The sequence below is a fragment of the Azospirillum sp. TSH64 genome, assembly GCF_003116035.1.
GTDB lineage: Bacteria > Pseudomonadota > Alphaproteobacteria > Azospirillales > Azospirillaceae > Azospirillum.
On sequence record NZ_LGQW01000015.1, the window covers coordinates 4,641,177 to 4,666,207 of the forward strand.

A 25,031-nucleotide genomic window follows, 5' to 3' on the forward strand; every position below is an offset into this window, starting at 1 on the left:
GCGGGACCGGCTTGTGCCGGTCCCGTTTTTCATGTCTGCACCGCTGGAAGTGATCCGTCAGAACTGCTTCAGCAACCGGTCGATGTAGTTGCGTTCCTCCTGCGGGCGCCCGTACTGGCCGGAGCGGCGGCGTAGCTCGTCGAGGATCTCGCGGGCGCGCTGGAGTTCCGACTGCTCGGGGATCTTCACGTCGTTGGAATCCTGCATGCCGTAGCCGGACGGACGGCGTCCGAGCGGGTCGCGGCCCCGGCCCTGGCGCGGCATCTGGCCCTGCTGGCCCATCATCGCCGGCCCGCCCTGGCCCATCATCTGCTGGGCCATCTGCTCGGCCATGCCCTGCATGCCCTGCTGAAGCTGTTCCATCGCCTCGGTCTGCGACGGAACCGCGGCACCGGGGGCGCCCTGTTGCAAGGCCTGGGCGGCGTCGCGCATGGCGCGCTCGGCGCGGCCCAGCGGTTGCGGGATCTCGCCGCCCTGCTGCTCGCCCATGCGCCGCATCAGCTCGCCCAGCTGGCGCCGCAGCGCCTCCTGCTGCTCGGCCTGCTTCTGCATGGTCGGGCTTCCCGAGTTCTGCTGCTGGCCCTGCTGGTTCCGGCGCTGGTTGGGCTGGCGGCCGCGGGGCTGGTCGCCCTGCTGCCCCTGCTGGTCCATCGACTCCTGCGACTGGCGGAAGCTCTGGTCGAGAAGCTGCTGCTGCTGCTGCGCCAGCTTCTGCAACTGCTGCATCATCTCCCAGGACTGGTTCTGCTGCTGGCCGTTCTGCTGGTTCATCTGGGCCATGGCGCCGGAGCGCATGTTCTCCAGCATCTGCTGGAGCTGGGACAGCATCTGGCGGGCGGCGTCGCGCGACCCCGTCTGCGCCATCTCGCGCATGCGGTCGAGCATCTGCTGGAGGTCGCTGCGGTCGGTCATCTTGTCCGCCATCTCCGGCGGGACCATCGGGATCTGCTCGCCGCGCTGCATGGCTTCCAGCATCCGCTGTTCCATGGCGTCCATGAACTTGTCGAGCGCCGCCTGCAGCTCATCCATCAGGCGGTTCAGCTCCTCGTCGGAGGCATTTTTGTCCAGAGCCTCGGACAGCCGCTTTTCGGCGTCGCGCAGATCTTTCTCGGCCAGCGACAGGCCGCCGTCCTCGATGCGCAGCGCGGTTTCCCACAGAAGCTGCTGGAGGGCGGGGACGGACTCCGCGCTCTGGTCCAGCATCAGTCGGGCCAGGGCGGTGCGCAGGGACAGGAAGGCGACGATGTCGTTGCCGTAGCTGTCGGGGCGGGCGGAGATCTCCGCCAGCGCGCGGGCGACCTGGACTCGGGACTCCTGCGGGCTGCGGGTCAGGATCTTGCGCTGATTGACGATGGCGCGGGCGACGGGGTGGTTGAAGGTGCGCTCCGGCAGGATGATCGCGGCATCCTCCGAACGGCCGGTCTGGCCGGCGCCGTCTGCTGCGGTCAGCCGCACCGTCACCGGCATGCCGGCCCAGGGATGGGCGGTCAGGTCCTGGAAGGCGGTGCCGCGCGCGTCCTTCGGGCGGACGCCGGGGAGCGACAGCGGGAATTCGAGCACCTGCTCGGTGCCGGCCTTGTCCGGCTTGGGTGCGGCATCCGGCTTCGCCGCGCCGGGAGCAGGGGCGGGCGGCATCTCCGGGGCGAGGCGGATTTGCGCCTTCACCTCGGTTAGGCCGTAATCGTCGCGGGCGGCATAGTCCAGCTTCAAGGCGCCGCGTTCGCCGGCGGCGGGCGGGCTGGCGTGGGCGATGATCGGTGCGCGGTCGGGCACCACCTGGATCGGCCAGGAGCCCAGCGTCCGGCCACCCTGGGTGACGGCGATGCGGGTGCCGCCGGTCACCGGCTTCTGCACCTGGAAATTGCTGGAGTCCACCGCCTCGAACGGGCCGGTCTGGTCGCCGGCCTCCAGGCTGGGGGTGCCGCTGCCGCCGGTGACGCGGGCGAGCACCAGGCTGCCCTGCGGAATGTGGACCGGCTGGTCCGCGGCAGGGGTGCCGGCGGCAGTCTGCTGGGCTGCCGGCTGGGCTCCTGGCTGGGCGGTGGGCTTCGCGGCGGAGCCGGATTTCAGGAAGACCGGCGGCAGGCCGGTGTAGTCGGGCGGGTTGATCCAGAGGTCCAGCGTCGCCGCCGCGGTGACGGTGCCGCCCGAGAACTGCGGGGTCAGCGCGGCGGCGATCCGCGGGCGCCAGTCGCCCCAGGCGGCGGCTCCGGCGACCACCAGCGTCAGGATCACCAGGGCGCGCAGGGCATAGCGGTCGTGCGACGGCACCTCGGTTCCCGGCCACGCCACGCGCAGGCCGCGCATGGCGGCGCGCGTGCGCTCCTGATGCAGGCGCCACAGCGCCTGTGCGGTCGGGTCATTGCCGGCGGGGCGGTCGCGCAGGGTGTGCAGCGGACGATGGGCAAGGCCGCTGTCCCGCTCCAGCCGGCGGCGGGCCTCATCCTCGACCGGGGCGCGGAAACGCCGGACTCCGACGGTGAGCGACCACAGGAAGGCGGCGGCCATCACCAGCAGGGCCAGCCCATGCAGCCAGCCCGGCAGCAGGATCAGCAGGTTGAGCAGGGCGAGCGCCAGGAAGCCGCCCAGCACCGAAAGCGGTGCCCACGATGCCGGCCCCAGCCGTTCCCACAGCAGCGCCGCGCGCGCCTGGGCAAGGCGGAACCGGGGCTCCGTCACGCCGTCCGCCAGGTCCGCGTTCCGGCTCCGCTCGGATCCGGCCCGCTCGATCCCGGGTTCGCCGCGTCGCTCGTTCTGCTTCATGCCGCCCCCTTCGCGCCGTAAGGCAGCCGGTCCGGCGGGTCGCCTGCCGTGGACCGGTGTGCTCGCGCGAACCAATCATATAGGCGTCGCCAGCGGATTTCGCCCGCCGGTTCGCTCACCTCGAAGTCGATGGTACAGCCCATCATCGCGGGATGGCGAAACTATGACGCGCGACGGTCGGCTGAAATTTCGGAGGGTAGGACCCTCAGTCGCCGTCGCCGGCCGGCAGCGGCTTGGTCACGGTGGTGCGGCGCCGGGTCTCGCGGTGCAGGATGTAGAGGCCGCTCGCCATCACCACGGCGGCGCCGGCAGCCATGGTCGCGGTCGGCACCTCGCCCCACATGAACCAGCCGAAGACGACCGCCAGCAGCAGCGAGGTGTAGTTCAGCGGCGCCACCACGGCCGCCGGGGCCAGCGAATAGGCGCGGGTCAGCATCAGCTGGCCGCAGCCGCCGAACAGGCCGGTCACCAGCAGCAGAAGCCAGTCCATCGGGTCCGGCGTGACCCAGGAGAAGGGCAGCGACAGCCCGAGCAGGACGGTGGTCAGCAGGGTGAAGTAGAAGACGATGGTGTCCGGCCGCTCCGTCCGGCTCAGCTGGCGGATGGCGATCATCGCCAGCGCGTTGGTCAGCGCACCGCACAGCGCGATGATGGCGCCCAGGTTCAGCACGTCGCCGCTCGGCCGCACTATGATCAGCACACCGGCGAAGCCGACCAGAACGGCGCTCCAGCGATGGATGCCGACCTTCTCGCTGAGCAGCGGCACCGACAGGGCGGTGAGGAACAGCGGCGCTGCGAAGTTCAGCGCGATGGCGTCGCCCAGCGGCAGCAGGTGGAAGGACCAGAACATGGCGACCATGGTGGTCAGCCCGATCAGCGACCGCCCCATATGGCCCCAGGGATAGCGCGTGCGCAGCGTGGTGGCGAAGCCGATGCCGAGATGGATCGACAGGCAGACCGGGATCAGCGCGAACAGGCTGCGGAAGAACATCACTTCGGTCACCGGGAAGCGGTCCATCAGGAGCTTCGCCAGGACGTTCATCAGCGAGAAGAACAGCACCGACATCAGCATCGCGGTGATGCCGCGGGGCGTGTTGTCGACGCGCTTGTGCGTGGGGGGAGTGGATCGAGGCGGGGCTGTCACGGTGCGCCGAGCCTACCAAGCGTTGCCGCCCGCGTCACGGTGTCGCGACGCGGGCGGTCATGCCGGTGGGGAATGGCGGTGTTGCGTAAACCCGCTTCGGTTGTCCGTCAGGACTGGGCCTTGAACAGGCCGGAGACTTCCGCCTCGGCGCGCAGCCAGTGCTCCTGCTCGCGGCCTTCGGGACGGCCGTCCTCTTCCCAGATCTGATAGGCGCGTTCCTGGATCATGCGGTTGCGGTGGCCGCTCAGCAGCCCCTCGGCGATGTTCATGTTCAGGCGGGCGAGCGAGACCAGCTTGGCCGTCTCGATGGCGCCCTGGGTCGCCAGCATGGTGGTGGACACGACATACTGCGCCAGATTGCGCAGGTTGGCCTTCACCTCCGGCTCGACCGGGCAATCGCTGTTCAGCAGGACCGTCTTGATGGCGATCCACAGCTTCAGGTTCTGGTCCAGCGTGACGGTCACCTTGTCCGGCGAGTCCGACTCCAGAAGGGCTCCGGCCGCCTGCAGCAGGACGATGCTGTCCTGTTCCACCGACGCGAAGTTGGTGCGCAGGATGGTGTCGGCCCAGCTTTCCACCGGAGCCTCGAACACCGGCGCAGCAGAGGCAGCGGCGGGAGCGGTTGCGGGAGCGGCGGAAGAGGCGGTCTTGCGCTTGGTGGCCATGGTGGGTTCCCCAGGGAGCGTTCGGTCCGCGTCCACTTGAGCCAACCATGTTTAAAATGCGGTTAAGACGCTACCGATGCGCGCGTTTTCACCGCACCGGACGCCGCGGCACGATGTCCCGGCCTTGTCCCGGCCTTGTCCCGGCCCTGTTCGGGCGGTCATGGGCCGCCGAACGGCAGGCGGTAGTAAAAGCCGAAGACGTTGTTGGTGCCGGCCGCCGGGTCGCCCGCCGCGGCGTCGTTGACGATGCGGCTGTAGCCCAGGCTGAAGCGCGACTTGTTGTCGAACTCATAGCCCAGCTCCAGCTGCGAGCGGAATTCGGTGGTGGGCGCGCCTTCGCGCCGGGCGGTGGGCAGGGTGCCGGCGCCGACGCTGGGGGTGAAGACGAAGGAACCGAGCGGTACGTCGACCAGCACGCCGCCGCTCAGGCCCCCGGAAAGGCCGCCGGAAAGACCGGTCACGGCGCTGCGCGGGGTCAGGCTGCTGCCGGTGGCCGGTCCGATCCAGGGCTGGATGTTGACATAGGGTTCGATCTGCGGGACCAGCGACGATCCGATCCGCACCTTGCTGTTCAGCACGGTGAGGTTGCTTTCCGGCGGTGGCTGCAGGCTGTAGGCGAGGCCGCCCAGCGCCCAGTTGCCGAACCGGCCGTCGGCGTCGATCGACTCCGCCCGCGCAACTCCACCCCCCGTCAGGGCGAGCCAGAGCAGACTGGCGGCCAGGACGGCCGGCAGGCGGTTCTTCTGGTGGCTGCTGCGCAGGCGTTTCACGGGCACCCCCCTCCCCAGCCCTCTTCACGGCAAATCGGGTCGGACCATGAGGTCCGGCCACTATAACGAAGGGGCGTGGCAACTGACCCATGGAGTATCGGCACTACCCCTAGGATGTCGTCATCGCCATCTGCGTTTCAACCATGAAAGCAGGAGCGCGGCGGGATCATGCTCTGTTATTCTAACGTCATGACCGTGCATCCCGCCGAACCGTCCGCCGGCCGGTCTTCCGACGCCGGGCAGCAAGAGGAGGCGATCGCCTTTCTCGGCGATCCGCACACCCATGGCGGGCTGGCGGTCGAGCGGATCGACACCCATGCGGCATCGGTGTTCCTGGCGGGGGACCAGGCGCTGAAGCTGAAGCGCGCGGTGCGCTATCCCTATCTCGATTACTCGACTGTCGGGAAGCGCCACGCCGCCTGCGTCGAGGAATTGGCGATCAACCGCCGCACCGCGCCGGCGCTCTACCGCGGCGTGGTCGCCATCCGCCGCGGCGACGATGGCCGGCTTCGGCTGGACGAGAGCGGGGGTGCAGATGGAGCCGTCGATTGGCTGGTGTCGATGGCGCGCTTCCCGGACGAGGCGCTGTTCGACCGCATGGCGGAGCGGCAGGCGCTGACCCCCGTGCTGATGCGCCGCCTGGCCGAGCGGATCGCCGCCTTCCATCGCGATGCCACGCCCCGGCCGGATGGCGGCGGGGTGGAGGCGATGCGGGCGGTGGCCGACGGCAATGTCATGGATCTGCGGGCCGCTCCGGATCTGTTCCCCGCAGCTGTGGTGGACCTGCTGGCGGAGCGCACCGGCGATGCGCTCGACCGGCTGGCGCCGCTGCTGGAGGAGCGGCGGCGGGCGGGGTTCGTCCGTCATGGGCATGGCGACCTGCATCTGCGCAACATCGTCCTGCTGGATGGCGAGCCGACCCTGTTCGACGCCATCGAGTTCGACGAGGCGCTGGCGGTCGCCGACGTCTTCTACGATCTCGCCTTCCTGCTGATGGACCTGGATCACCGCGGACTGCGGCCGTTGGGCAATGCCGTGCTGAACCGCTATCTGGAGGAGACGGGCGATTACGCCGGGCTGGCGGCGCTGCCGCTGTTCCTGTCGCTGCGCGCGGCGGTGCGGGCCAAGGTGTCGGCCGCGGCATTGCAGCTGGAGGGGGCGGCGGACGAGGCTTTGGCCGGGGAGGCGCGGCGCTATCTGGAGCAGGCGCTTGCCGTTCTCGACCCGGTGCCGGCGCGGCTGGTCGCGGTCGGCGGGCTGTCCGGCAGCGGCAAGACGCGGCTGGCCCGGGAGATCGCGCCGGACCTTGGACCGCCGCCCGGTGCGGTGGTCCTGCGCAGCGACGTGCTGCGCAAGCGGCTGTGCGGGGTGGCCGACAGCGACCGGCTGCCGGCCGAGGGTTATGGCCCGGCCATGACGGAGCGGGTCTATGGCGAGCTTTACCGGCGGGCCGCGGCGGTGCTGGCCGCCGGTCAGGCCGTGGTGGTCGATGCGGTCAGCGCCCGGCCCGACGAGCGCAACCGGATCGCGGCGGTCGCCGCCGGAGCCGGGGTCCGTTTCGACGGCATCTGGCTGGAGGCACCGCTGACGGAGCGGGTGGAGCGTGTGACCAATCGTCGCAACGATGCCTCAGACGCCACCGCCGAGGTGGTGGAACGGCAGGAATCCTACGATCTGGGGAGCATCGGTTGGGCGCGCCTGGATTCTGGCAGGGTTGCGTCGGATGTGCTGGACGACGCCCGTGCAAGCTTGGCCTAATTCCAGGTGAGACAACGCGTTAAGGGTCATATCTTAAAGGTTGGCGGCCTCCGTCCCGGGCCGCGGACCGCAGCGACGACGGGGCAAATGACGGCAAGGGCGAGAATTGCCCGCCACACCGGCGGGTGGGCCGCCGCCGTCCGGGAAGGGCCGCTCGAACCGGTCCGGGAGGAGTCCATGACCTACAAGACCATCCTTGTGCCGCTGTGCGGCAGTGACAACGATCCGGTCGCCCTGAAGGGCGCGGTGGCGGTGGCGCGGGACTTCGACGCCCACCTCGTCGGCCTGTTCGTCCGCCTCGACCCGCGCGACGCCGTGCCGATGCTGGGCGAGGGCATGTCCGGCGCCATGGTGGACGAGATTATGCGCGCGGCGGAGACGGAGTCGAACAACCATCGCGCCGCCGCCCGCCGCCATTTCGACAGCGCGGTCGCCGAAGCCGGGTTCGAGATTCGCGACGTCCCCGGCGGGGTCGAGGCGCCGTCCGCCTCCTGGCGCGAGGTGATCGGCCGGATCGAGGACGTCGTGCCGGCGGAAGGCCGCCTGTCCGATCTGATCGTCTGCGCCCACACCTCCATCGAGGCCGACACGCAGGGCTACACCACCATGGAGACGGCGCTGCTGGGCTCCGCCCGGCCGGTGCTGCTGGTGCCGAAAAACCTGCCGGCGGAGATCGGCCACACCGTCGCCGTCGCCTGGAACGGCAAGACGGAGGCGACGCGCGCCGTCGCCGCGGCTCTGCCCTTCCTGCGCAGCGCCGACCGCACCCATGTGCTGACCGCCGAAACTTCAGTGACGGAAGGCGCGACAGGACGTCGCATTGCCCAATATCTCGCTTGGCAAGGAGTTAACCCGGAGTTAACTGTATTGCATCCGGGATCGGAACCCGTTGGGGAGACGGTCACCAAGAAAGCCGTTGAGCTGGGCGCCGACCTGCTTGTCATGGGCGGCTACGGCCACAGCCGGATGCGGGAAATGATCCTGGGCGGTGTCACGCGCTACGTGCTGAACCACGCCGGGCTGCCGGTTCTGATGGCTCACTGATTTTTGCCGGTCTTCGGCCGCGCGGTTTTCCCCGTCGCCCACAGTTGGCGGGGGCCCGTGCGGCTCCGGCATTTGCAGGGATGCCGTGTCAAGCAGGACCGTTTTCCGACCCTGCCAGCAGGGCAGTCCGGCCGTTCCCGGGAGGAACGCGCCATGTTGACGATCAAGGACTGCATCGCGCTGAGCGATCTCACCGAAGCCGAGATCGACGCGATTGCCGAACACGAACATGTTCCGGAGATGGTCGCCGTGGAGATGGGCCATTGCCTTGCCCATTGCCCGGGCGGGGCCGACCGCATCGCCCGCATCATCGCCGACGACATCGCGGAGGCCTGCGCCCATGGGCAGGTCGGCCATGCGGTGGATCTGATGCACACTCTGCGCGAATTCGTGGAAACGCACCCGCGCGGGTAAAGGTGTAAGGCGATGGCGAAAGGGACGCGGCCGGGAACAGTCCGGCCGCGACGGGGTTCTATTGGCAACCGTTCACCTTGTTCCCAGAACGATTGCCCTCAATTGCCAAGGACCCCGACGATGGCCAGCAAGACCACCGGTACCCAGGCCGACATCTTCGCCCGCATCAAGACCGACCACGACACCATCCGCAGCCTTTTGGACAAGACCGAGAAGGCCAACGGCAGCGGCCGTGCCGTGTTCGAGGAACTGCAGCGCGAGCTGTGGGCCCATTCGAAGGTGGAGGAGGGCGTCTTCTACGCCTCCCTCAAGAAGGTGAAGGAAGCGAAGTCGGAAACCGTCGAGGGGCTGAACGAGCATCACCTCATCAACGGCCTGCTGGATGAGCTGAACGCGATGAAGACCACCGACAGCGGCTGGAAGGAAAAGCTCCAGGTGCTGGGCGAACTGGTCCGCCACCACCTGGACGAGGAGGAGGAGGAGCTGTTCGAGGAGGCCAAGGACGCTCTGGACGACGACCGCGCCGCCGAGCTGGGCAGCGCCTATGCCGAGCGCAAGACCCACATCATGGCCGGTCTGGCGCCGCTGTAAGCCGGTTGGCTCCGCCCTCTCCCACCGGGGGAGGGGGCGGAGTCCGTTTGGTTGCCGTCGGCCGGCAAAGGGGCCATATCAGGGGCTTCTTTGATTTGGCCGGCGGTGTCGATGTCCAAGCGTGTCAGCCTCTTGCGAATGCTCCCACGGCGAGGAGAGCGGTTCGGCCGCGCCACCGTCGCGGCGGTCTTCCTTGGAGTTTACGCCCTGATGTGCGGTTCGGCGTCGGCTGCACCGGTCCCGCCGGCGAAGGAGTTGGCGCAGAAGACCTGTGGCACGCTGGCGGCGCGCGTCGACGAGGTGTCCGGGCGCGGGCCGCTGTTCCTGCGCAGCTACGACAATTCCTATGCGCCCGGCCCGACCTCGGAGCCGGCACTCTCCAATGCGGCCTTCACCTACGACAATGCGCTGGCGATCATGGCGCTGACCGCTTGCGGCCAGCGCGACAAAGCCCTGCGCATCGGCGAGGCGCTGCTCGACGCCGTGTCGCTCGACCGTGCCGGCTGGAAGGGGCGGCTGCGCAACACCTATCGGGCTGGCGCGCAGAAGCAGCGGCCGATTCCGCCCAACGGCTGGTGGGATGCCGTCGGCAATCATTGGGGCGAGGACCCCTATCAGGTCGGCACCGCCACGGGGAATGTTGCCTGGGCCGGTCTTGCCCTGCTGACTCTGGGCGACGCCACCGGCGAACAGCGCTTCCGCGACGGTGCGGTCGAGCTGGCGCGCTGGGTGGTCGAGCACACCCGCGACCCGCGCGGTCCCGGCGGCTTCAACGGCGGCGTCCAAGGCTTCGACGACGCGCCGCAGCCGCTGACCTGGAAATCGACGGAGCACAACACCGATCTGGTCGCGCTGTTCGCTTGGCTCGGCAAGAGTTCCGGCAAGGGCTCCGGAGACAGTTCGGGCGACGATTTCGCCGGGCCGGAGCGCGAGGCGCGCGCCTTCCTCGACACGCTGTGGACGGCGGGCGGCGACCATTTCCCCATCGGCACCGCGCCGGACGGCGTGACGATCAGCACCTCGACCTCCGGCCTCGATGCGCAGCTCTGGCCGCTGCTGCTGCCGAAGGCGCCGGAGGCATGGCGGGCGGCACTCGCCTATGCGGAGCGCGCCCATGGCGCCGACGGCGGGTTCGACTTCAACGACGACCGCGACGGCATGTGGGTGGAGGGCACGGCGCAGGCGGCACTCGCCTACCGCAGCGTCGGCCGCCGCGGCGATGCCGACCGGCTGTTCGGCGAGATTCTGAAGGAAGTCAGCCCCGGCGGCTATCTCTACGCCACCCGGCCGCAGGTGCTGACCACCGGGCTCGCCATCGGGCCGGACAGCAAGACCGACGATTTCCTCTACTACCGCCGACCCCATCTGGGTGCCACCGCCTGGGCGGCGCTGGCGGCGCTGGGCTGGAATCCCTTCACGGGGAAAGCGGTGCCGTAACCGCCTATCCGTGGAAATGCTCGTAGAGCTTCCGCGCGATGGTCTCGCTGATGCCGGGGGCGGCCTCCAGATCCTTCAGTCCGGCGGACGCGACGGCGGTGGCGCTGCCGAAATGATGCAGCAGGGCCTTCTTGCGGGCCGGGCCGATGCCGGGGATGCCGTCGATCCGGCTGTGCGAGATCGCCTTCATGCGGCGGGCGCGGTGGCTGTCGATGGCGGTGCGGTGGGCTTCGTCGCGCAGCCTTTGCAGGAAATGCAGCACCGGATCGTTGGGCTCCAGGGTCAGCGGCGGCAGGCCGGGGCGGAAGAAGCGCTCCCGTCCGGCGTTGCGGTCCGGTCCCTTGGCGATGGCGACAAGCGGGATGTCGGTGATCTGAAGCATCGCCAGCTCGTCCTTCACCGCATTCAACTGCCCCAACCCGCCGTCGATCAGGACGAGGTCGGGCCATTGTCCGGAATCCCGGCCAGCCTCGTTGCTGCGGTGGAAGCGGCGGGTGAAGGTCTCGCGCAGCATGGCGTAATCGTTGCCGGCGGCCTCGGGATCACGGATGTAGAAACGGCGGTAGGCATTGCGCTGGAACCCCTCCGGCCCGGCCACCACCATGGCGCCGACCGGGAAGGATCCCTGGATGTGCGAGGTGTCGTAGATTTCGACCCGGCGCGGCGCGTCGGGCAGGCCGAAGACGCGCGCCACCCCCTCCAGCAGCGTCGCCTGGGTGGAGCGCTCTGCCAGCCGGCGGCCCAGCGCGTCACGGGCGTTGGTCTGCGCATGTTCGACCGCGCGGCGCTTGGGTCCGCGTTTCGGACATTCGACGGCGACGTGGCGCCCGGCGGACAGGCTCAGCGCTTCCTCGAGCAGTTCCGCTGACTCGACCGGGTCGCTCAGCAGCAGCAGGCCCGGCGGCGGGGTGTCGGCATAGAGCTGGGCGGCGAAGGCGGCCAGAATGTCGCCCGGCTCCTCCTCGGCATCCACGCGGGGGAAGAAGGCGCGGGTGCCCTGGTTGCGGCCGCCGCGGAAGAAGAAGACCTGGACGCAGGCCGCACCGCCGTCCCGGTGCAGGGCCAGCACGTCGGCATCGCCCAGCGTGTCCTCCAGATTGATGTCCTGGCGGCTTTGCAGTGCGGTCAGGGCGCGGATGCGGTCGCGCCAGCGGGCGGCGTCCTCATATTCCAGCCGGTCGGAACTGTCGAGCATGTGGCGGGCGAACTCCGCCTGCACCTCCGCGCTGCGACCGGACAGCACGTCGCGCACGCCCTGGACCTGGGCGGCGTAGTCCTCTTCGTCGACGCGGCCGACGCAGGGGGCGGAGCAGCGCTTGATCTGGTGTTGCAGGCAGGGCCGGGTGCGCGAGGCGAACACCCCGTCGTCGCAGGTGCGCAGCAGAAAGGCGCGTTGCAGGGCGGCGATGGTCATGCCGACCAGATGCGGCGAGGCGTAGGGGCCGAACAGGTCGGACTCGCGGCGGTTGCCCTTTCCCGAGCTGCCGCGCCGCTCGGCGCTGCCGCGGTGATGCATCAGGCGAGGGAAGTCGTGTCCTTTTCCAATGACGATGTAGGAGAAGGAGCGGTCGTCCTTCACCAGGATGTTGAAGGGCGGCAGCAGGCTGCGGATCAGGTTCGCTTCCAGCAGGAGCGCCTCGGCCTCGGTGTGGGTGGTGACGAACTCCATTGAGCGGGTCAGCGACACCATCCGCCGAGTGCGGCCGGGCAGCCCGTCGGTCCGGGTGTAGCTGGCCACCCGCCGCTTCAGGTTCTTGGCCTTGCCGACATAAAGGACCGACCCGTCGGCCGCCAGCATCCGATAGACGCCGGGCGTGTCCGGAAGGGTCGGCAACTGGGCGCGGATCACGTCCGCTCCGCTGCCGGGCACCCCGTGCATAAGCTCCCTCGTTCCCGCAAAGCTCCGATTCGCCGCTCACTCAATCAGTAGAACGGAACGGGACCAAGAGACAAGAGTCGGACGAGGCTGCCGTGGCCTCATGCTCCGGTGCTTCTTTTGCGCCATTCGGTCGGAGGCATTCCGAAGGCCTTGCGGAATCGGGCGGTGAAATGGTCGGCATTCACGAAGCCGACAAGGAGAGCGATCTCCGCAACCGTCTTGGCGTCATATCTGCGGTCCTCCAGGAACGAACGGGCCCGGGCAAGGCGCATGCCGAGCAACTCCCGCATGAAGCTGTTGCCTGAAACGGTGAACACCGCATGGAGGGTTCGGACGGAAATTCCATGCTCGGCGGCAAAGCTTGTCGGGTTCAATGACGGATCGAACAGGCGGTCGCGCATATCCTGGCGAAGCCTTTCACGCAACGATCGTTGACTGCTGGTCAGGTGATCGATTTCGGGACCGATCGACAGGGCCAGCAGTCCGAGGACATGATCCGCAACGGTGCTGGGAGGGAGGGCAAGATGGTCGATGGTCCGTGGCGTGATCTCCCTCATCATGGATGCCAAAGCCCCGCCCCACCCGGTCGCCGTGGGCATTTCCTTCAGATGCAGGATGTCGGGATTGGGGATGATGGATTTCATGTAAGAAATGTCGAAATAGATCGCAGTGAAAACCAGTTCGCGGTCTGTAACAAAATGATAGGGAATTGAGTTCCCTCCGCAATAAATGCCTCCCCCCTTCCATGTGAGGTCACGGCCACCACAAGACACTTCTGCATTGCCATCCAATATCATAGCAATGCAGATCGATTCTGAGCTATCCCTCGATATATAATAGGGAGTTCGGTCAACTTCATGAGAACCATTCAGACGAAAATGAGTCAGGGTTCCAAAATTAAATCCCTTGTAATCAACTTCCGCTTCAAACAGGTCGTCGTTTTTATAATTAATTTGCACATTGTAGCACGCGCTACCAACATGATCTGCCCAATATTCTTTTGCTTTATTTTGATTCAATCCTTTCGTGGTTAACTTCCGAAAGTTATCAGCGGTCATTGTCTTCCCCGTAAGCGCCTTTCGAAACTCAAGGGCCTATACAATCTATAAAGCTTTGATGAAAAAATTATGAAACTGACTTTTCTGTTGTTAAAAAATGCAATACCCATACAAAGTTTAACGATAATGAATGCCGCATTGTAAGCATTTTTATATAATTTTGAAATAGAAATTGTGAATCTTGTTGCGGTTTTGGTTTCAAAGCCACACAAGATATAGCCTTGGTGAGGTATCGTCAGTTCTTGGCATGGTGGTAATTCGAGAGAAGTCTCGTATAATCATCGAATTCAAGCGGAAAGGCAAGCAGATAGCCCTGACCGAATTGGCAGCCCGATGCCCGTAGCCAGTCCAATTGACATTGTGTTTCTATGCCCTCGGCAATTACCTTGAGATTAAGGGAATCTCCAAGTGTCACTATGGACCGGATGATCGCTTCATCTTCATATGTCCGGCCTATGCCGGAAATGAAGCTCCTGTCGATTTTGATCTCCGATGGGATGCGATGTTTGACATAGGAAAAGGACGAATATCCAATGCCAAAATCATCGACGGAAATTTTGATTCCGGCCTGTTTCATAGACTCCATTCGTGCCAAAGACACGGGATTGATTTCCAAAAGTGCACGTTCCGTAATTTCAACTATCAAGGAATGATGGGGAATGCCTGCATCCTCGACGCTTTGAATAAGCCCGTCGATGAAACCGGGGATACAGAAAGACAGGGGCGATATGTTGATGCTGATCGGTGGGAAATTGAGCGCGCACGCCTGCCATGCCTGGATCAGCGCAACAATCCGCCTGTAAACAAATCGATCCAGATCGACGATCAGGTTGGTCATTTCGGCAATGGGGATGAATTCGGCTGGCGACACTTCTCCCAGCCGCGGATGTCTCCACCGGACCAAAGCTTCCGTACCGATCAATCGACGACTGTCGTCCAGGGCGTATTGGGGTTGGAACACCATTCTCAGCCATTGGCTGGGGGTGGCGAGGGAATCCCGCAGGGCGTCGGCGATGGCGGTATGCATTTAGGGTCTACCTTGACTTCTTCGTTTTTCAGCGCGCCAGTATCTGCGCCGCATCCCTGGTCTTCAGCAGCGCATTGGCACTTTGACTGATGGCGGCGGAGATCTGGGCAATGTTGCCGGTGATCGTTTCGACGGCGATGGCTGCGCTCTGCATGTTGAAGGACATGTCGCGGGTCACGGCCGTCTGCTCTTCGACGGCGGACGCTGTGATCGATACGTTCTGGCGCACTGCCTCGATGGCGCTTGTGACCCCGTCGAGAGCGCAAACAACGTCATGCGACGTCGATCGGACTCTTTCGATTTCATGTCCGATCTGCTCGGTGGCTTTGGCTGCCTGGCCGGCCAGATTCTTCACCTCGTTGGCCACGACGGCAAAACCCTTGCCGGCTTCACCCGCGCGGGCGGCCTCTATGGTGGCGTTCAGGGCCAGAAGATTGATTTGCGCGGCGATCGATTGGATCAGGCCGAGGATGCTTCCCATATCGTCGGCTGTCTGGGCGAGGCGTTGCGCCGACGTGTCGGCCGAAAGGGTTTGCTCCACGGCGCGATCCGTGGCGGATTGGGATTTGACCATACTGTGTGAGATTTCGCCGATCGATGCAGACAGTTCTTCGGCGCTGGCGGCGACGGTTTGAACGTTGCCGAATGTTTGCCCCGCAGCCGATCCGACGGACAAGGCGAGAGAGTCGGATTGCGAGATTGCGGCTTCGATTTCGGTAAAATTCACATCGATCATTTTGTTGAGATCTGTCAGAAGTTTTACTTGGTCAGTGACATTGGTGGCAAACTTCACGACCTTGAAAGGAATGCCATTCAGGTCATAAATCGGATTATAGCTGGCTTCTAGCCAGATAATTCTATTTCCTTTTCCAATCCGTTTCCATTGTTTTGTTTGAAACTCTCCATTGCGAAGCTTTTCCCAAAAAACTTTGTATTCTGAATTTTCTCTGTTTCCATCTTCAACGAAAATGCTGTGATGCTTTCCTTCGATTTCTTGCAAACTATAACCAACTGTGGATAAAAAATTTTCATTGGCCGTGAGGATCGTTCCATCAAGATTGAATTCGATCACGGCCTGGGATTTTCTGATCGCATTGATCTGTCCAAGAAGATCGGCGTACTGCCGCTTCTGCGCGGTTACGTCCGTCGCATACTTGATCACCTTGCGGGGGGTGCCGTTCTTGCGCAAGACAGGGTTGTAGGACGCTTCAAGCCAGACTTCCCGACCGTCCTTGCCGATGCGTTTGAACTGCGTACGTATGAACTGGCCATTTTTCAACGTATTCCAGAAATCCTGGTATTGGGGGCTATCGCGGAAGGCTTTTTCCACGAACATGCTGTGATGTTTTCCTTTGATTTCTCCGAGGGTGTAGCCGACCGTTTCAAGGAAATTCCCATTGGCGGCCAGAATTGTCCCGTCCATATTGAATTCGATGACGGCTTGCGAGCGATCCAGTGATGCCAGAACCGCTTCGGCGTCACTTTTCTTTGACAACTGAGAAAACATGCGAGGCCCCTTTTGCTTATCGACCGGTAAGGCTTGGTTTTGCTCTCTGCCGGATATTGTGCCTGCGTCCATGGACGCCATTTGCTGCTTCACTCAACCCTGTCCGTCCGCGTGACATCAAGAGTATGCAGATGCTCGATCAAGGCGGCTGAGACTGTGCTTCAGGTCCGCCGGAAACAAGACGGTGGTCAGGGTTGGGGCCTGTATTGTGCAATCCCGATGCGGGAGTGGGATTTTCCGATACTGCCGCCCTGTATTCTTCTTAGAAACCAGAAATGACTTTTCTGCATGTCTTTTAGTCTTTCCGCCTGACGCCATCGGCACAGCCAGTATGTTCTTCCGAGAAATTGATATTCCAGTCTTTTGGTCCAGAAATCATCCAAATGTATGGTTTCCGCGCTGAAGGAATGTGTTTCATGCACTGGCAAAAAGGGCGCTTTAAAATAGTGCAAAAGAACTATCATATGATGAAGGTATGCTTCATTATCCACTAAGTTAAATTCCGTAATTATGTTTTTTACAGCGCTTATTTTATTACCGATGTGCTTCGCAATTTGTTAATAAGAACTATTCAAAATTATGACGGGTTGGATTGGCGAATCTTCAGCGGCGGGGCCGACGCATGGTGCGTTTCCAAGAGAGGTCTTCGGCCTTTGATTGGGGGAGCAGGATTGCGGTGATATGCGCTCTCAGGATAGGGGAGATTCGCATGTGTCGTGCTCGGCGGCATCGCCGTCCCACTACGCTTCAAATTTCAAACAGGCTCTTGAGTGCGCTTCATTGACACTCAAAGAGCATTTTCTGGCCGGAGACCGTGCTTTGAACCGACCCCGATTCCAGGTGACCCGAAGCCAGTCTGTCGCACCCTATGAATCGTGAGGCGGCTTATGATATAAATAGCGGATTCAAATAATGAACTTTATTGTTCGCTGGCTGGGTGACCAATTTTTTCAAAAAGGTACTTTCCAGATTTGATATTGCGAACATTTATACTGTATAGGTAGTTTTTTCCTTTTAAGAAGCTGTCTATAAAAAAGGCAATTTCCTTCAAGGAGTATTCCGAAGATTCTTCTGAGTCATTGGATGAAATTACGCACTCTATGTAGTATTCCATGTGGTTTCCACTCATACACTGACAAAGTTATTGGCCTTTCAAGGCCGTGTGGGTTCCTGTCCATTTTTTGAACAGGATCGATTGTTTCTTTTGAGGATTTACATCCCTGCCTCCATCTGGTGTTCGCAACGTTCATTGCTGCCGATCTCATTGTTGCTGATATGTCAGGGCAAATCATTCAAATGTACGATGTCTGCGCTGACCGGATGTGTTTCGTGCGTTGAGAGAAAGTGGGATGTTGGAAGGCCCGGCAATAGCCGTCTCAAATGAAACCATTCGAGGTTCTGCTTGTAGGGAAAACCAGAAGCTATGGTTCCGTCCGTTTGTTGCAGGATGTACGGAACCATAGCTTCGAACTCGGCAATCCGAGCGGCGCCTCTGCCCGGGTGCAATTCTCAGGCGATCCAAACTCGAAGTTCGCTGCGGCGAGCCCCCGGAGGCCGGTCAGCCTCCGAAGACGGTATTCAGCTGGGCGCCGACGCGGACGAAGGTGGTGCGCTTGGGCACTTCCTTCAGCCGGGTGGCGCCGATGTAGGTCATCATGCTGCGCACGCCGCCCATGATCTCCTGCATCGTGTTCTCCACCGGGCCGCGATAAGGGACATCCACGGTCTTGCCTTCCGACGCACGGTAGGAAGCGACGCCCCCCGAATATTTGTGCATCGCGGTGTCCGACGACATGCCGTAGAAGGTCATGGCGACCGGAACCCGGTTGCCGTCCCGGTCCTCGTAGCGGATCTCGCCCTCGCACTCGTCATGGCCGGCCAGCATGCCGCCCAGCATGACGAAGTCGGCGCCGGCGCCGTAAGCCTTGGAGATGTCGCCCGGCACGGTGCAGCCGCCGTCGCCGCAAACCTGTCCCTTCAGCCCGTGGGCGGCGTCGGCGCATTCGATGATGGCTGACAGCTGGGGATAGCCGACGCCGGTCATCTTGCGGGTGGTGCAGACCGAACCCGGCCCGATGCCGACCTTGACGATGTCGGCGCCGGCCAGCAGCAGCGCCTCCGTCATGTCGCCTGTGACGACGTTGCCGGCCATGATGACGGCCTCCGGATTCTCCTGGCGCAGGCGGGAGATCACCTCGACGAAGCGCTCGGTATAGCCGTTGGCGACGTCCAGGCAGATCTTGCCCACCGGCGCCTTGGCCTTCACCGCCAGGAACTTGTCGTGGTCGGCCTCGGCAATGCCCATCGAGTAGAAGACGTTGGACAGGGTGGCCGATTCAGCCTCGGCCCGGAAGAAGTCGGCCAGCTCGTCCGCCTTGTAATGCTTGTGCAGGGCGGTCATCGCGCCGAAGCGCGACAGCGCACGGGCCATGCCCATGCTGCCGGTGACGTCCATGTTGGCGGCGATCAGCGGGAAGCCGGTCCAGTCGCGCTGGGTGTGCAGGAAAGTGAAGGTCCGGTTGACGTCCACGTCGTTGCGGCTCTGCAGCGTGCTGCGTTTCGGCCGGATCAGCACATCCTTGAAGTCGAGCTTGAGGTCGCTTTCGATGATCACCGCACACCTGCTCATCTCTGTTCGGTGGGCCAACCGCTTTTCACAAGGCCCAACACCACAGAGTGGAGGCGATGATGCGGTTCGGCAAGCGGCGTCGGGGCTGCGGTGAGGGGTGCCGCGTTTGAAGCTGTTTCGCCGAAACGAGGGGTATCCGCCTACTCCTCCGCCTCCTCCCCATCGCCGTTGGCCGCGTCGCTGCCGTCGGCGACATGCACCTGGCAGTCGGCGTTGCTCAGCACCTCCATCAACTCGGCCGGCGGCAGGCGGTCGGTGAACAGCGCGTCGAGCACGCTGACGTCGGCCATGCGGATCATGGCGTTGCGGCCGAACTTGGTGTGGTCGGTGACCAGGAAGACCCGGCGCGAGCTTTCGATGATAGCGCGGGCGACGCGGACCTCCTGCTCGTCGTAATCCAGCAGGTCGCCTTCGCTGTCGATGCCGCTGATGCCGATGATGCCGATGTCCACCTTGTAGCGGCGGATGAACTCCACCGTCGCCTCGCCGATGATGCCGCCGTCGCGCTCGCGCACGAGGCCGCCGGCGATGGACAGGGCGAAGTTCGTGTTCTTGTGCAGGATGGTGGCGACGTTCAGGTTGTTGGTCAGCACCCGCAGCCGCTTGTGGCCGAGCAGGGCCTGGGCGACCGCCTCCGTCGTCGTGCCGATGTTGAGGAACAGCGAGGCGTCCTCCGGCACATGGCGGGCGACCAGTTCGGCGATGCGGCGCTTCTCCTCCGCCATCAGGGTCTGGCGCGTGGAGTAGGCGATGTTCTCCACGCTGGACGGCACGGTGACGCCGCCGCGGAAGCGCCGGACGGCCGACTGGCCGGCCAGATGCTCGATGTCGCGGCGGATGGTCTGCGGCGTGACGTCGAAATGTTCGGCCAGCCATTGGATCTGCACCATGCCTTTGGCATGGACCAGGGCCACGATTTCCTGCTGGCGGCGTTCGGCGTCCAGGCGCGCATCCATCGGTGGGCTGTCTCCGGTCTCGAAAGGGGGGCGCTGAGTGAATCAGATGCGCGCGATGGGTCAAAGCGAAAAGGCGACGGTTCCGGCGCCCGGCTGGAGTTGCGGCACCGTACGCCGGATATTGTTCGTAGCACAAGCATGTTTCTTTACGAAAATGAACGCGCATGCTATGACAGGATCTACGCGGTTCCGATGTCTGCCCGATGCCGTCAGCCCGATCAGGGTTTGCCGCGACTGACGGCTGTCGCCGCCATCCTTCAAACTTGTCGCGACGCTCAACGGTCCGGCCTGCCGACATAAAGATAACGTATAGGAGAGGAATATGACGCAACTGACGCCAGCCGGGGGGCGGCGGGGTGTTCGGCTCGGCATTCAGGGGCGGCTGTTTCTGGCCTTCGGCGGGGTGGCGATGCTCGCCGCCTTCGCCAGCGTGATGGCATGGTGGTCGCTGACCGAGACCGGACGGTCGATGGACCAGATCGGCCGCAGCAGCGTGCCGGCCATCGTCCGCTCGCTCAATCTGGCGAAGGACAGCACCGCGATCGCCGCCGACGCGCCTGCGGTGGCGGCCTCGCGCGATGCGGCGGAACTGACGGAGCGGATGGATGGCCTGACCAGGCGGCTGGCGGCCCTGCGCGACCGCATCGGGGCGATGCGCAGCCAGTCCGGCGGAGGACATGGCGGGCCGGCCGGCGGTATGGAGGCCGGCGGCATGGCCGCGGATGCGGATGCGGTCGCCAAGCTGCTGGAGCGCATGGGGGCGGCACTCGACACGCTGGGCAAGCGCACCGCCGAACGGCTGGCGATGGAGGAGAAGCTCAACACGCTGGTCGCCGACGCGGTGATGGCGCACGAGGACTTCACCGATCTGGTGGCGCCGCTGCTGGAGGTGTCGACCCTGTCGGTCAACAATGTGGTGGGCGATCTGGCCGCCGCGCAGGCGGTCGAAACCGCAACCGGGCTGGGCCGCCGGCTGGCGCAGGAGGAGCTTCCGGTCATCACCCAGCTGATGAACGTGCAGGCCAACGGCAACCTTGCCTTCGGCATGATCGCCGCCGCCTCCAGCGTGCCGCATGGGGCGACGCTGAACAACATCCGGTCGAAGTACAATTGGGCGCTGCTGCGCGTCGACAACGCCATCGGCGCCTTGCCGAAGGACAGCCAGGACCGGCCGTCGCTGGTCAAGGCGCGCGATGGGCTCGCCGCTTTCGGCGGCGGCGCCGGCAGCGTCTTCCGCCTGCGCGACGAGCAGGCGCGCATCACCGCCGACATCGAAAGCGCGCTGGCCGAGACGGTGCGGCTGACCGCCGACCTGAACGGCACCATCGATGCGGTGGTCGCGCACCAGCAGGAGCGCACCGATGCCGATGTGACGCGGACCGAAACGGCGATTTCCGGTGCGGTCGCGGTGCAGGGCGGGGCTGCGGCGGTCGTCGTGCTGTCGAGCCTGCTGATCGCCTGGTTCTATGTCCGCAACCGGCTGACCCGGCGGCTGATGCGGGTGATCGACGCCATGCGCGCCGTGGCCGGCGGCGATCTGGCCGTCGACGCCGCGGTCGGCGGGCGCGATGAGATCGCCGAGATGGCGGGGATCGTCGGCGTCTTCCGCGACAAGAGTGCCGAGATCGCCCGCTTGCAGGAGGACCAGGACGCGATGAAGCAGGCGGCCGACGCCGAGCGGTCGCGCACCATCCAGTCGATCACCGCGAGCATCGAGGCCAGCGTGAAGGAGGCGTCCCGCCACATCAGCACCGCATCGGCCGACATGCGCGAGGCGTCGGAGGGGATGTCCACCACCGCCGAGCAGACCTGCCGCCGGATGACCGACGTGCGGTCGGCGGTCGCCGACACCGCTACGAACGTGCAGACGGTGGCCGCCACCGCCAGCCAGCTTTCCGCCTCCATCGGCGAGATCACGCGGCGGGTCGGCGATTCCAGCCAGATCGCCCGCAGTGCCGTGGCGGAGGCGCGCAGCACCAACGACCTGATGGTTGAACTCGCGGCCGCCGCGCAGAAGATCGGCGACGTGGTCGGCATGATCAACGCCATCGCCGGACAGACCAACCTGCTGGCCCTGAACGCCACCATCGAGGCGGCGCGGGCGGGCGAGGCCGGGCGCGGCTTTGCCGTGGTGGCGGAGGAGGTGCGCAGCCTTGCCGGCCAGACCGCCAAGGCGACGGAGGAGATCGCCCAGCAGGTCCAGGCGGTGCGCACGACGGCGCAGGGAGCGGTGTCGGCCATCGACGACATCGGCCGCACCATCAGCCGCATCGACGAGATCACCGCCATGGTCGCCGCCGCGGTCGAGGAGCAGTCCGCCGCCACCGACGAGATCGCGCGCAGCATCAACCACGCCTCCGACGCGGTGCAGAGCATCGCCGACACGGTGGTTTCGGTTGACGATGCGGTGAACCGCACCGGCAGCGCCGCCGCCCAGGTGGTGGACGCCACCCGCGCGCTTTCGCAACGGTCCGAAAGCCTGAGCGAGGATATCGACCGCCTGCTGGGCCGCATCCGCGCGGCGTGAGCCTGGTGCGGGGAGGGGAGCCGGATCAGCCTTATTTCCGATAGGAAAGACGCTCGATCCGGCGTAGCCTCAGAAACATGGTCCGTTGAACAAACATTTTCCTTTTCAAACGCGAACGAACATTCTATGTTCCGAAACGAAAGCGGCCGGGTTCGAGAAGGAACCGCCGCGGTACGGAGAGGAACCCATGGCAAACGAGTCCGCGGTTACCGACCTTCTGATCGTCGGCGGCGGCGTCAACGGGGCGGGCATCGCCCGCGACGCGGTCGGGCGCGGGATGTCGGTGGTGCTGTGCGAACAGGGCGACCTTGCGGGCGCCACCTCGTCGGCCAGCACCAAGCTGATTCACGGCGGCCTGCGCTATCTCGAATATTACGAATTCCGTCTGGTGCGCGAGGCGCTGCAGGAGCGCGAGGTGCTGCTGCGCGCTGCGCCGCACATCATCTGGCCGCTGCGCTTCGTCCTGCCGCACGACAGCAGCATGCGCCCGGCCTGGATGGTCCGCATCGGCCTGTTCCTTTACGATCATCTGGGCAAGCGCAAGCTGCTGCCGGGCTCGCACGGCGTCGACCTGACCAGTGCGCCGGCGGGAAAGCCGCTGGCGGGCGGCTTCACCAAGGCGTTTGAATATTCCGATTGCTGGGTCGAGGACAGCCGGCTGGTCGTGCTGAACGCGATGGACGCGCGGGCCCGCGGTGCGGAGATCCTGACCCGCACCCGTTGCGAGAAGGCCGAACGGAAGGGCGGCCTGTGGGAAGCGACGCTGGTCGACACCTACACCGGAGCCACCCGCACCGTCCGTGCCCGTGCGCTGGTCAATGCCGCCGGCCCCTGGGTGCGCGAGATGATCGCCAAGCGCACCGGCGTCACCGTCGACAAGTCGGTCCGTCTGGTCAAGGGCAGCCACATCGTCGTGCCGAAGATGTTCGACGGCGACCATGCCTACATCTTCCAGAACGATGACCGCCGCATCGTCTTCGCCATCCCGTACGAGCGCGATTTCACCCTGATCGGCACCACCGACCTCGATTATTCGGGCGACCCCGGCTTGGTGGCGATCTCCCCTGAGGAAATCGCCTACATGTGCCGGGCGGTGTCGCGCTACTTCGCCAAGCCGGTGCGCGAGAGCGACGTGGTGTGGACCTACAGCGGCGTCCGGCCGCTGTTCGACGATGCCAGCGGCAACGCCTCGGCCGTCACCCGCGACTATGTGCTGGAGATGGACGAGCCGGCCGGCGACGCGCCGATGCTGTCGATCTTCGGCGGCAAGATCACCACCTTCCGCCGGCTGGCGGAGGAGGCGACGGAAAAGCTCGGCAAGGCGCTGGGCAAGGGCGGCATCACCTGGACCGCCGACGTGGCGCTTCCCGGCGGCGACATCGCCAACGCCGATTTCGCCGGCTTCCTGGCGGGGCTGAAGCGCAGCCGGCCCTGGCTGCCCGATGCGCTGGCCCTGCGGCTGGCGCGCGCCTACGGCACGCGGGTCGAGCGGCTGCTGGGCGACGCCAAGGGGCTGGACGATCTGGGCATCGATTTCGGGGGCGGCGTCTTTGAGGCCGAACTCGACTATGCCGCGCGGGAGGAGTTCGCCATGACCGGCGACGACTTCCTGTGGCGGCGCTCCAAACTTGGGCTGCACCTGGACGCGAATGTCCGGGAGGCCATCGGCGGCTGGTTCGACCGGCGCCGCGAAGCAACGGCCAACAGGGGTACGGGCGGCGATACCGCCACCCTGCGGTCGATGGGAGGAACGCGGTGACACTCACACTGGAAGGCGTGGCGAAGCGCGTCGGCGCCGAGCAGCATCTCCACCCGCTGTCGCTGGAGCTGCAACCCGGCAGCTTCAACGTGCTGTTGGGGCGGACGCTGGCCGGTAAGACGACGCTGATGCGGCTGATGGCCGGGCTGGATGCGCCGACCGCCGGGCGCGTGCTGGAGAACGGCAAGGACGTGACCGGCACATCGGTGCGCCATCGCGACGTGGCGATGGTCTATCAGCAGTTCATCAATTATCCGGCGATGACGGTCTTCGAGAACATCGCCTCGCCGCTGCGCCGCCAGGGCAAGGACAAGGCGGAGATCGACGCCAAGGTGCGGCGGACCGCCGCCATGCTGCGGATCACGCCGTATCTCGACCGGCTGCCGGCCGAACTGTCGGGCGGCCAGCAGCAGCGCTGCGCCATCGCGCGGGCCCTGGTGAAGGGGGCCGGCCTGCTTCTGCTCGACGAGCCGCTGGTCAACCTCGACTACAAGCTGCGCGAGGAGCTGCGCGCCGAACTGCGCGAGATCTTCGCCGACGGCAAGACCACCGTTGTTTACGCCACCACCGAACCGCAGGAGGCGCTGATCCTCGGCGGCAACGTCACGGTGCTGCATGAGGGGCGGATGCTGCAGACCGGGGCGACCGGCGAGGTGTTCCACACGCCGGCCTCGCTGGAATGCGCCCAGGTGTTCAGCGACCCGCCGATGAATGTGGTGGACGCGATCCTGACCAACGACCGCGTGGCGCTGTCGGACGGAACAAGCCTGCCGCTGTCCGCCCACGACCGCAACCTGCCGGCCGGTCCCTGCAAGGTCGGCATCCGCGCCAACCACCTGACGGTGCTGCGGCGGAACGAGCGGCTGGTGCCGGTCAAGGGAAAGGTCGCCCTGTCGGAGATCAGCGGGTCGGAGACCTTCGTCCATCTGCGCCACGGCGACAGCACGCTGATCGCGCGGGAGGAGGGGGTGCACAGCCACCCGATCGGCAGCGACATCCAGGTCTATGCCGATCCCGACCGCATCTTCGTCTTCTCCGCAGCCGGGCAGCTGGTGGCGGCACCCAACTGGCGGCGCGGCGCGCTGCGCAACATCGCTTAAGGG

The 25,031-nt window shown here is 65.0% G+C and carries 18 protein-coding genes; 8 read left to right on the top strand and 10 right to left on the bottom strand.

What is annotated here, in order from left to right:
• Positions 1–57 precede the first annotated feature (57 nt).
• The 4 genes from TSH64_RS22395 to TSH64_RS22410 form a co-directional block, all read right to left on the bottom strand.
• Positions 58–2,763 carry a TIGR02302 family protein gene (locus TSH64_RS22395; RefSeq protein ID WP_109448354.1) on the bottom strand — a complete coding sequence of 902 codons (2,706 nt, stop codon included), beginning with the start codon at positions 2,761–2,763 and terminating at the stop codon, positions 58–60.
• Between the two features lie 205 nt (positions 2,764–2,968).
• Entirely contained in the window at positions 2,969–3,907 is a 939-nt protein-coding gene (locus TSH64_RS22400) for a DMT family transporter (RefSeq protein WP_109448356.1), read from the bottom strand.
• Between the two features lie 107 nt (positions 3,908–4,014).
• On the bottom strand, positions 4,015–4,572 hold the full coding sequence (locus TSH64_RS22405) for a DUF2934 domain-containing protein (protein ID WP_109448358.1): 558 nt from the start codon (positions 4,570–4,572) through the stop codon (positions 4,015–4,017).
• 158 nt (positions 4,573–4,730) lie between these two features.
• Positions 4,731–5,342: a hypothetical protein gene (locus TSH64_RS22410; RefSeq protein WP_247873092.1), complete on the bottom strand. Its 612-nt coding sequence runs from the start codon at positions 5,340–5,342 to the stop codon at positions 4,731–4,733.
• A 168-nt stretch (positions 5,343–5,510) separates the two neighbouring features.
• Between TSH64_RS22410 and TSH64_RS22415 the strand changes: the two genes are divergently transcribed.
• The 5 genes from TSH64_RS22415 to TSH64_RS22435 all read left to right on the top strand — a co-directional run bounded on the left by TSH64_RS22415 (position 5,511) and on the right by TSH64_RS22435 (position 10,586).
• The gene (locus TSH64_RS22415; protein ID WP_109448360.1) at positions 5,511–7,100 is read left to right on the top strand and encodes an AAA family ATPase; all 1,590 of its coding nucleotides are present in this window, start codon (positions 5,511–5,513) and stop codon (positions 7,098–7,100) included.
• Positions 7,101–7,277: 177 nt separating this feature from the next.
• The gene (locus TSH64_RS22420; protein WP_109448362.1) at positions 7,278–8,144 is read left to right on the top strand and encodes a universal stress protein; all 867 of its coding nucleotides are present in this window, start codon (positions 7,278–7,280) and stop codon (positions 8,142–8,144) included.
• A 153-nt stretch (positions 8,145–8,297) separates the two neighbouring features.
• Positions 8,298–8,558, top strand: a complete 261-nt coding sequence (locus TSH64_RS22425; RefSeq protein WP_109448364.1) for a hypothetical protein — start codon at positions 8,298–8,300, stop codon at positions 8,556–8,558.
• Positions 8,559–8,678: 120 nt separating this feature from the next.
• Positions 8,679–9,149 (top strand): hemerythrin domain-containing protein, encoded by a 471-nt coding sequence (locus tag TSH64_RS22430; protein ID WP_109448366.1) that lies wholly within the window; start codon positions 8,679–8,681, stop codon positions 9,147–9,149.
• Between the two features lie 210 nt (positions 9,150–9,359).
• Complete coding sequence (locus TSH64_RS22435; protein WP_247873093.1) at positions 9,360–10,586, top strand: hypothetical protein; 1,227 nt, start codon at positions 9,360–9,362, stop codon at positions 10,584–10,586.
• A 4-nt stretch (positions 10,587–10,590) separates the two neighbouring features.
• Here TSH64_RS22435 and uvrC read toward each other — a convergent pair whose 3' ends face one another.
• From uvrC to TSH64_RS22465, 6 genes are all read right to left on the bottom strand, one after another.
• Positions 10,591–12,465 (bottom strand): excinuclease ABC subunit UvrC, encoded by a 1,875-nt coding sequence (gene uvrC, locus TSH64_RS22440; protein ID WP_109448368.1) that lies wholly within the window; start codon positions 12,463–12,465, stop codon positions 10,591–10,593.
• A gap of 98 nt (positions 12,466–12,563) precedes the next feature.
• Complete coding sequence (locus TSH64_RS22445; RefSeq protein ID WP_109448370.1) at positions 12,564–13,523, bottom strand: AraC family transcriptional regulator; 960 nt, start codon at positions 13,521–13,523, stop codon at positions 12,564–12,566.
• 235 nt (positions 13,524–13,758) lie between these two features.
• A complete protein-coding gene (locus tag TSH64_RS22450) occupies positions 13,759–14,550 on the bottom strand; it encodes an EAL domain-containing protein (protein WP_109448372.1) in 792 nt (263 codons plus the stop codon).
• Between the two features lie 28 nt (positions 14,551–14,578).
• Positions 14,579–16,150, bottom strand: a complete 1,572-nt coding sequence (locus tag TSH64_RS22455; protein WP_348770328.1) for a PAS domain-containing methyl-accepting chemotaxis protein — start codon at positions 16,148–16,150, stop codon at positions 14,579–14,581.
• Positions 16,151–17,615: 1,465 nt separating this feature from the next.
• Positions 17,616–18,686: a GMP reductase gene (locus TSH64_RS22460; RefSeq protein ID WP_247873094.1), complete on the bottom strand. Its 1,071-nt coding sequence runs from the start codon at positions 18,684–18,686 to the stop codon at positions 17,616–17,618.
• Between the two features lie 140 nt (positions 18,687–18,826).
• Positions 18,827–19,630: a DeoR family transcriptional regulator gene (locus TSH64_RS22465; protein ID WP_247873382.1), complete on the bottom strand. Its 804-nt coding sequence runs from the start codon at positions 19,628–19,630 to the stop codon at positions 18,827–18,829.
• 334 nt (positions 19,631–19,964) lie between these two features.
• On the opposite strand from TSH64_RS22465, the gene TSH64_RS22470 reads away from it, so the two are divergent.
• The 3 genes from TSH64_RS22470 (at position 19,965) to TSH64_RS22480 (ending at position 25,028) form a co-directional block, all read left to right on the top strand.
• Positions 19,965–22,169, top strand: a complete 2,205-nt coding sequence (locus TSH64_RS22470) for a HAMP domain-containing methyl-accepting chemotaxis protein (RefSeq protein ID WP_109448378.1) — start codon at positions 19,965–19,967, stop codon at positions 22,167–22,169.
• 187 nt (positions 22,170–22,356) lie between these two features.
• The gene (gene glpD, locus TSH64_RS22475; protein WP_109448380.1) at positions 22,357–23,928 is read left to right on the top strand and encodes a glycerol-3-phosphate dehydrogenase; all 1,572 of its coding nucleotides are present in this window, start codon (positions 22,357–22,359) and stop codon (positions 23,926–23,928) included.
• Positions 23,925–25,028: an ABC transporter ATP-binding protein gene (locus tag TSH64_RS22480; RefSeq protein ID WP_109448382.1), complete on the top strand. Its 1,104-nt coding sequence runs from the start codon at positions 23,925–23,927 to the stop codon at positions 25,026–25,028. The genes glpD and TSH64_RS22480 overlap by 4 nt, the downstream gene beginning before the upstream one ends.
• Positions 25,029–25,031: the final 3 nt, after the last annotated feature.